4 protein-coding genes and 1 pseudogene are annotated in these 7,092 nt (G+C 56.3%); 2 read left to right on the top strand and 3 right to left on the bottom strand.

Annotation, left to right across the window (positions count from 1 at the left end; all coding sequences use genetic code 11):
* Together GE543_RS12400 and GE543_RS12395 are read left to right on the top strand one after the other, a co-directional pair.
* A pseudogene (locus tag GE543_RS12400) lies at positions 1-1,115 on the top strand (hypothetical protein); the annotation flags it as partial.
* Positions 1,112-1,804, top strand: a complete 693-nt coding sequence (locus GE543_RS12395) for a permease (RefSeq protein WP_178118598.1) — start codon at positions 1,112-1,114, stop codon at positions 1,802-1,804. The pseudogene GE543_RS12400 and the gene GE543_RS12395, both read left to right, overlap by 4 nt.
* A gap of 47 nt (positions 1,805-1,851) precedes the next feature.
* Here the strand turns inward: GE543_RS12395 and GE543_RS12390 are convergent, their stop codons facing one another.
* From GE543_RS12390 to GE543_RS12380, 3 genes are all read right to left on the bottom strand, one after another.
* The gene (locus tag GE543_RS12390; protein ID WP_153221541.1) at positions 1,852-4,089 is read right to left on the bottom strand and encodes an ATP-binding protein; all 2,238 of its coding nucleotides are present in this window, start codon (positions 4,087-4,089) and stop codon (positions 1,852-1,854) included.
* Positions 4,086-4,700: a biliverdin-producing heme oxygenase gene (locus tag GE543_RS12385; protein ID WP_153221540.1), complete on the bottom strand. Its 615-nt coding sequence runs from the start codon at positions 4,698-4,700 to the stop codon at positions 4,086-4,088. Before GE543_RS12385 ends, GE543_RS12390 begins: the two co-directional genes overlap by 4 nt.
* Positions 4,701-5,051: 351 nt before the next feature.
* Entirely contained in the window at positions 5,052-7,085 is a 2,034-nt protein-coding gene (locus tag GE543_RS12380) for an LTA synthase family protein (protein ID WP_153221539.1), read from the bottom strand.
* Positions 7,086-7,092: the final 7 nt, after the last annotated feature.

Raw genomic sequence — 7,092 nt, 5'->3', positions numbered from 1 at the left:
CACCGTGGGCGGTTATCAGGGATGCGAAGCCCCTTTCTATTGGCGGCTATAACATAGGCATTCTCGATAAATCGGCGGCTTACTGGAAGGCACGAGGTAATGCGGTTTGGGGGGATGCGATAAGGGGGTTTAGAGGTTCGATGGTGGCGATGGGGGCGTTTGGGATAGCGGCGACTACATTAGAGCTATTTGACGTTTGGGATGATTTTTACGCAGCTAAAACTTCAGATGAAAAACACGGACTCCGTATTAAGGGAGTTGCTGTATTCCTGATGGGTTTAGGTTCTTCGGCCCAGCTATTAGCAGGCGTTTTCCCTGCTAGCGCTTTTACGATTATTGCGATGAGTTGGTGGTTCAGCGTAGCCCTGATGGCAGTTGGATTTATTTATCTCCTTGCCACGATGACCCTAAACTATTTCAAGCAAGACAGTGTGGGTTGGTGGCTACGTAAGTGCTGTTGGTCAAGAACCATGGACTATCGCTACGACGAGACTGCAAAAGGTAAGAATGAAGAAATAAGCGCGTTGATGGAAATTCAATTATCTCCGCAGGTTCATGTAAAAAGCACCGTGCGTTATGAGGATCGTTACCTTGGCAAAGGCGACTATATGAGTGTCGCTGTGCAAAATGGCGCTGGAGTACAGGTGTATTTCCCACACTTTTTACGCGGCAAATCTGTCTATTTCAACATTGTAAGTAGCAAGCGCCCGTGGGGCGTGCTACCTGTAGAAAAAATAGATACCCCAATATATGAAGCATTTTTGAACCGCGGAAAATTCAGGAAAGTCGAACAGTTCGGGATGCTCACTAACAAACCAACTGCCAAGGCTAGTGAAGACTTCACCTATCCTCTAATGCCCCCTGAAAACGAGGACCTCATCTGGGAAAGCTGGGTGCCGCTCGACAAGGAAGCAACTCTTCTGGAGCTACAACTCTGGTATCCGGCCGACCTTATAAATTCCGGCGAGGACGATAGAAGCTATCTTTTTCAGATGGAGCTTGGCACAAGAGGCGATACCTCTATTGACGGCTTGGCGGCCATGGAACTCGCGGTAAAGGCATCAAGCAGGACTGGTTCCCTTACCCTGGAAGTTGCAGAGAGCACACCTATATGACTCAGCAAGAAAAAGCTTTAGACCTACCGAAAGGCAAAGATATTTTAAACTGGAAAATCAAAACACTGTCGAGGTCACCTAAAGAGATCATGATCACACAGTTTGGATTTATCGCCTTCTATCTGACCGCCAGCTCACTTTTTATTTGGGGAGGCTGGATAATGTTTTCGGATAGCCTTTATTCTTTGGTATACACAATACTTGCACTTGTAGGGTATCTTGCCTATTTCGTAGGCCTGCTCATCCGCCAAAAAACCATCTTCAACTACACCCTGAAAACCGATGGAGCCACGGTCGAGTATTACCTCCACTACCCCGACTTCGCCTCAAGCTTCTTCAAAGGCATCGCCATTTTCGTCATGCTGGTATTCGGACTCGTCGCCATCCTGACCGGATCGTTGCTCTTTCTGGTCGGCCCGGTGGCGATGGCCTTCATCGCCGCCATCAAACTGCTGAATTGGGAAAACCCTGTCCACCATCGACAAACCGCCCCATGGCAACTGCACGAATTTGTCACGGTCGATCACAAACGCCTGATGGTCATTATCCATTGCGACGATATCACCACCGGCTTTGCCGCGCGCTTTCCCAGCAAGGCGTTGATGGACAAGTACCTCGCCTTCCTGCGCGAGGTACTTCCAGCGAACGTTGAATACATCGAAAAGGCTACTAACTGGTATCAGGGCTGATGCGACTCAGGCTTGAGCTGAAACTCACTGCAAGCCTGAGAAAGCGATCAAACCGCCATTGGCACCGTGAAGCGGAACTCGCTGCCCTCGCCCACCCGGCTTTGCGCTACCAGTTCTCCACCATGAGCCTTGACGATGCCCTGGGAGATGTAAAGGCCCAAGCCGGTGCCGGTCGGGTTGCCTTCCTTGACGGTCCAGTAGCGTTCGAAGATATGCGGCAACTGCTCGGGAGGGATACCCTCGCCGGAGTCTCGCACGGTGAACACGATTTCAGAGCCGTTGGACATGGCTGACACGTCGATTTTGCCCAGTTTCGGGGTGAATTTGATAGCGTTGCCAACCAGGTTGGACAGCACCTGAAACAGGCGCTCCGGGTCAGCATTGACCTTGATGTCCGGCTCGGCGTTGAAGGAAATTTCGACGGATTTATCCATCGCCAGCGGGGCCAGCAAGGTATAGGCCTCCTCGAATATCTGGCTGACTTCCAGCGGCTGCGGCGTAATCGTGTAACGGCCTGCTTCGATTTTCGAGGTGTCGAGCAGGTCTTCCAGCAACACATTCATGCGGCTGGCCGCTTGCTGCATGGTATCGATTGCCGTGGAGATACGTCGCGACGTATGCGGCCCATCGGAGCTGAACGATTTCTGCATCATCCCGCAGAGCATGGAAATGACCGTCATAGGGTTACGCAAATCATGGGACACAACCGCTACCAGTTCGTCGCGGGCGCGAACAGCCTGCTGCTCCCTGCGCACCTGACGGGCAAGGTCGTTTTCCAGGGCGGAGCGGCGCAGGTCATTGGCAGCGAACACGTCGCCATAGCTCCACTTCGTAGCGATCCCGGTCATCTCGACCTTCCAGATCTCAAACGAGGTGCGCGGCCGAAGACGCATGCCGCCTGCCGAGCTCTCCATATCCAGTGGTTTTTTCGGATTACCGCTCCACTGGACCGTTTCCTTGACCTCGGGACGAAACCAGATAACACCGTTGTCGACCGGTTTTGGCAGGCTCATCGCCAACACGCCGCTGGCGATTGGCTGATAAGCCTCGGCAGGCGCGTAGACACTGGATAGATGATGACTGGCATACACTGGTTCGCCACCAGCGATCATCCACGCATGCAGCGCACGTATGTCGGACGGCTCAGGGCAGATGCCGAAACAATGCGTTTGCCGGTCTTCGATGATGGCGACGCCGGTTGCGCCCACCATATCCATCAACAACTGTGGTTGCTGCGCCAGGCCATCGAAGACGTTTTCTTCGGACCCGGCCATGGCCAGATTCAATTGCTCGAGCGCCCTGACCTTCGCCTCTCGCTGACGGCTTATTTCCAGCGCTTCCATGGCGCTGATCTGCAGGGACAGCACCTGGCCGATCGCCTGACAGGCACTGCGCAGTTCGTGGGACACGTACAGCGGCGTGCGGTTGCCGCAACTGATCAATCCCCACAACTTGCCGCCTTGAATCAGCGACACGCTCATGGATGACAGCACGCCCATGTTCTTCATGTACTGGCAGTGGATCGGTGAAACACTGCGCAACGTTGAAAAACTCAGATCAAGCTGCTGCTGAGTGTCCGGGCGCAGTTGAGGCACCAGGGGCACCGGGGTGTAATCGGCATCGGGAATGATGCGCAGCCAGTTGCGGCGATAGAGTTCGCGCGCCTGCTCGGGAATGTCCGATGCCGGGAAGAACAGACCGTTGAAGAGTTCCATGCTTGGCGCCGATGCTTCGGCGATCACCTGACCATGGCCCTCCTCTTCGAAACGGTAGATCAGCACCCGGTCGTAACCGGTCATTTTCTGGATCTCGCGAACGCTGACTTCATACAGGGTCTGCAGATCACTCGCAGCGTGCAGTTGACGCAACATGCGCCCCATGTTGCCGGTGCGCTCGGAATAACTGACCGATTGCGCATCCTTGCCCTGAATTTCGAGCTCCAGAACCAGAACGCCCTGATGGCGGTGCAGCAAGGCTTCGAACTCGATGCCGTTGATCGACATCAGCAGGCGTTGCGCGTCGATGAACGAATCATGAGCACTGGCGCTTCGGATCACGTCGGCCCAGCCAGCGCCCAGCACACAGTCCAGCCCCTTGCCGAGCACCTGCTCGGGCACATGGCCCAGCACGGTCTGCACATTGGCACTGACTTGCAGGATCGTCAGCTCGGGCTCTGTCAGCGTGAACAGCAGGCCATGAGGTTGAATGGCGCCGGGAAACTGAATGGGCTCATCCGCACAATTGGCCAGGAGGACTTCAAAGGCATCTTTGTCGAGTTGGCTCATAACAGTACCTCTTGACCCTCGAGCCAGTGCTCGAAACATGCAAATGTGGAGTGCGCTGCAAAAGCGGCGGCATCAGTAAAGGCAACTTCTCGGGGTACTTCATCCAGATGATCAAGAAACGCTTTCCAGCGAGGTCCGGTGCGGGCACCGTACACATCGAGAAAGGCCGTTCCACTTTGCTCATCCAGACCCAGACGCTTGTTTATTTCGCGTCGCAACACTTGCCCGCCCAATGTCGCCCCTTCCAGCACATACATCACCCCCATACAGGCGCCGGGAGAATCAACAGCGGGTAACTGTTCGCAGCGGGGCAATTGGCCAATGTCATAATCGGACAGCCCCAACGCACGCAAATCCTCGACCAGCACAGGGGTTTTGACCCTCTCGATCGGGATAAGCTCCGCGGGGATCAAGGCACTGGCATGCAGGATCGCTTCAAGCGGTGCATAAAAACCGTAGTAAGCCTGAAGCAGGCGCAGGTAATGGGCGCGATCCAGAGCGGATGAAAAAAATGGCATGCGTTTTTCAAGCCTGACGTGCAACTGACTCGTCTCAGCACGCAGTGCATCAAGCAGTTTCGGCGGGGTAACAGATGAAAAACTTGCCGGCATCCAGGAAGGCTCTTGAGTGTGCAATGGGCAGAAAACGCATCCGAGCGAAAACAGGCCGCCAAAATACAGATTCAGAGCAAAATCTGACAGTTTTTTCCTGCGTTTGCGATGAAATACCACAATCCATAAAGAAAAAGAGTCAGGGTTACAAGACGACGGTCTACAACTCCCCGCGAAATACGCGCTCAGCTAAAGACAATAGTCGAAAACCGAGCCCTATACGCGTTTGGTGAGTGCGCGGTTCACAGGAGCAAGCACTTTAACATCATCTAATTGCGATGCCATCCTTACGCAAGCCACCGACTCGACCGGCGGCTCGCGTGTGCCCCTGAATAAAGCCGACGCGCCCCGTCAACGCACGTTCTGATACAGCATCATGCGCGAGGTTTCATGCAGGCCGCGGGTCAGGTCGCGCAGCCGCTCGAACTCTTGCGGGTTCTGTTCGGCAACGTTGTCCAGCGGCGTGGGGGAAGACAGGTCGTGGAGCGTTGGCGAACTGCCGTCGTGCTCCATTTGCAGCAGGTAGTTGCGCGTGACACCGCCGATCAGCGGGAACGTACCTTCGCGCAGTACCAGCGGCACCACACGCTCACCTTCCGGAGCCGCCTGCTGAATGTCACGGCCCATGGTGCCACTGGTGAAGTCCATACCGGCCATCCCGGCGACTGTCGGCAACAGGTCGGCGAGGCCGACCGCTTCGTCGACGACCCGTGTGCCCAGCAGGCCTGGGGCGTGAATCAACAGCGGGACGTTGTTGCTCTCCAGGCCCAGTTGCTCGAACGCCGGCGCCATGTGCGGGATCTGGCTGATGCGCGTGTTGTGATCGCCAAACAGCACGAAGATGGTGTTTTCGTAGTAACCGCCCGCCTTGGCCAGTTCCATCAACCGCCCGATATTGAAGTCCAGCAGGCGCACTGCGTTGTACTGCTCCACGCTGCGCGAACCGGCGGCCTGGACCTGCTCCACGGTCTTGTCACTGACCTGAAAACCGTCGTTGTCCTGTGGAATGGTAAACGGCCGATGATTGCCCGCGGTCTGCACGTAGGCAAAGAACGGTTTGTCGGCTGGCAACGCACGCAGGATCCGGTCGCTCTCCTTGAACAGATCAAGGTCGGAAATCCCCCAGACATCTACCTGCGGTGACTTCCAGTCGCGCTCGTCGTAGAGACGTACGTCATCGATACTGCGGCGGATCAAGGCGTTCATGTTGGCCCAGCCGGAATTGCCACCAATCATGTACAGCTTCTCGTACCCCTTGAAGTCGTTGATGATGGTGTTTTGCCGGGTGAGCAGCGGATGGCGCGTGGCGGTCTCCTGCCGGGTCACGTCGGGCACCCCGGTGATGCTCGCCCAGACCGTTTTCGCGGTGCCGGTAACCGGCACGTAAAAGTGTTTGAAGAACCAGCTTTGAGTGGCCAGATGGTCCAGGTTCGGCGTCGGGTTCAGCGGGTTGCCGTAGGCGCCGACAGCACTGGTGCCCAGCGATTCGAGCATGACGAACATGACATTCGGCGGACGCTCGCCCGGCAGCCGGTAAGGCTGCACGGTCTGGTGACGTTTGAAACTCAACCCCTGCACGTCTGGCTGGGGGACGCCCAGATAACGCGCGACCCGTTCATAGTGCTTGCGCACCTCGGGCTCATCGAAGTTCGACTGCGAGACCTTGAGCGTGTCGTACAGGAACAACGCCGGGTTGAGTCCCAGCGCCGCCACCTGACTGTTGCCGGAGAAGAACGCATCGCTCCAGCGCAGCGGTACCGGGTTTTCCAGATTGAGATTCTCGACCCGGCCCAACAGGCCGAGAAAGGTTGCACAGACCATCAGGGCCGAACCCCAGACCACGGACCCGCGTTTGATTGGCCTGGCCTCACGGTCCAGGGTGACACGCTCAAGCCTGATCAATACCCAGCCGAGCACTGCGACCGTGAGCAGCCAGCCGGCAGTGATCCACAACACTGGATAGGTCTGCCAGAGCATGTCCCGGGAAATCTGCGCATCCTCCAGATAGCGCAGCACGCTGGCGTTGAGCCTGACCCCGAGATAGGCGTAATGGCCAAAATCGACGATGTAAATCATCGTCAGGATCGCCAGCGCCACGATCAGATAGCCTCGCGCCAGCCAGCGCAAGGCACGCACGCTGATCAGGTTCCAGCCCGGCAACCAGAGCAGCAGCGCGATCGGCAGCAGTATCAGCAGCGCCAGGCGCAAGTCGAAGCGCAAACCGATGCCCAGCGTCTGTGCGACCTCGCCATGCGTGAACAGCGTGCCCGGTTCGATGCCGGAAAACCCGTAGAAGAACACACCTCTCAGCAACGCCGACAGCAGGAATACCACCATGACCGCGCCCAGCCAATAATGCAGGCGTCGCGATTGCAACCAACTCATCGTCATT

This window comes from Pseudomonas sp. SZ57 (assembly GCF_009495975.1).
In the GTDB taxonomy this organism is placed as follows: Bacteria; Pseudomonadota; Gammaproteobacteria; order Pseudomonadales; family Pseudomonadaceae; genus Aquipseudomonas; species Aquipseudomonas syringae.
This window is presented reverse-complemented; position numbering and strand designations above follow the sequence as displayed.

Bases quoted from the DNA above. Each gene is read 5' to 3' on its own strand.
- GE543_RS12395 (WP_178118598.1), top strand. From the start codon at position 1,112: ATGACTCAGCAAGAAAAAGCTTTAGACCTACCGAAAGGCAAAGATATT.
- GE543_RS12390 (WP_153221541.1), bottom strand. From the start codon at position 4,089: ATGAGCCAACTCGACAAAGATGCCTTTGAAGTCCTCCTGGCCAATTGT.
- GE543_RS12385 (WP_153221540.1), bottom strand. From the start codon at position 4,700: ATGCCGGCAAGTTTTTCATCTGTTACCCCGCCGAAACTGCTTGATGCA.
- GE543_RS12380 (WP_153221539.1), bottom strand. From the start codon at position 7,085: ATGAGTTGGTTGCAATCGCGACGCCTGCATTATTGGCTGGGCGCGGTC.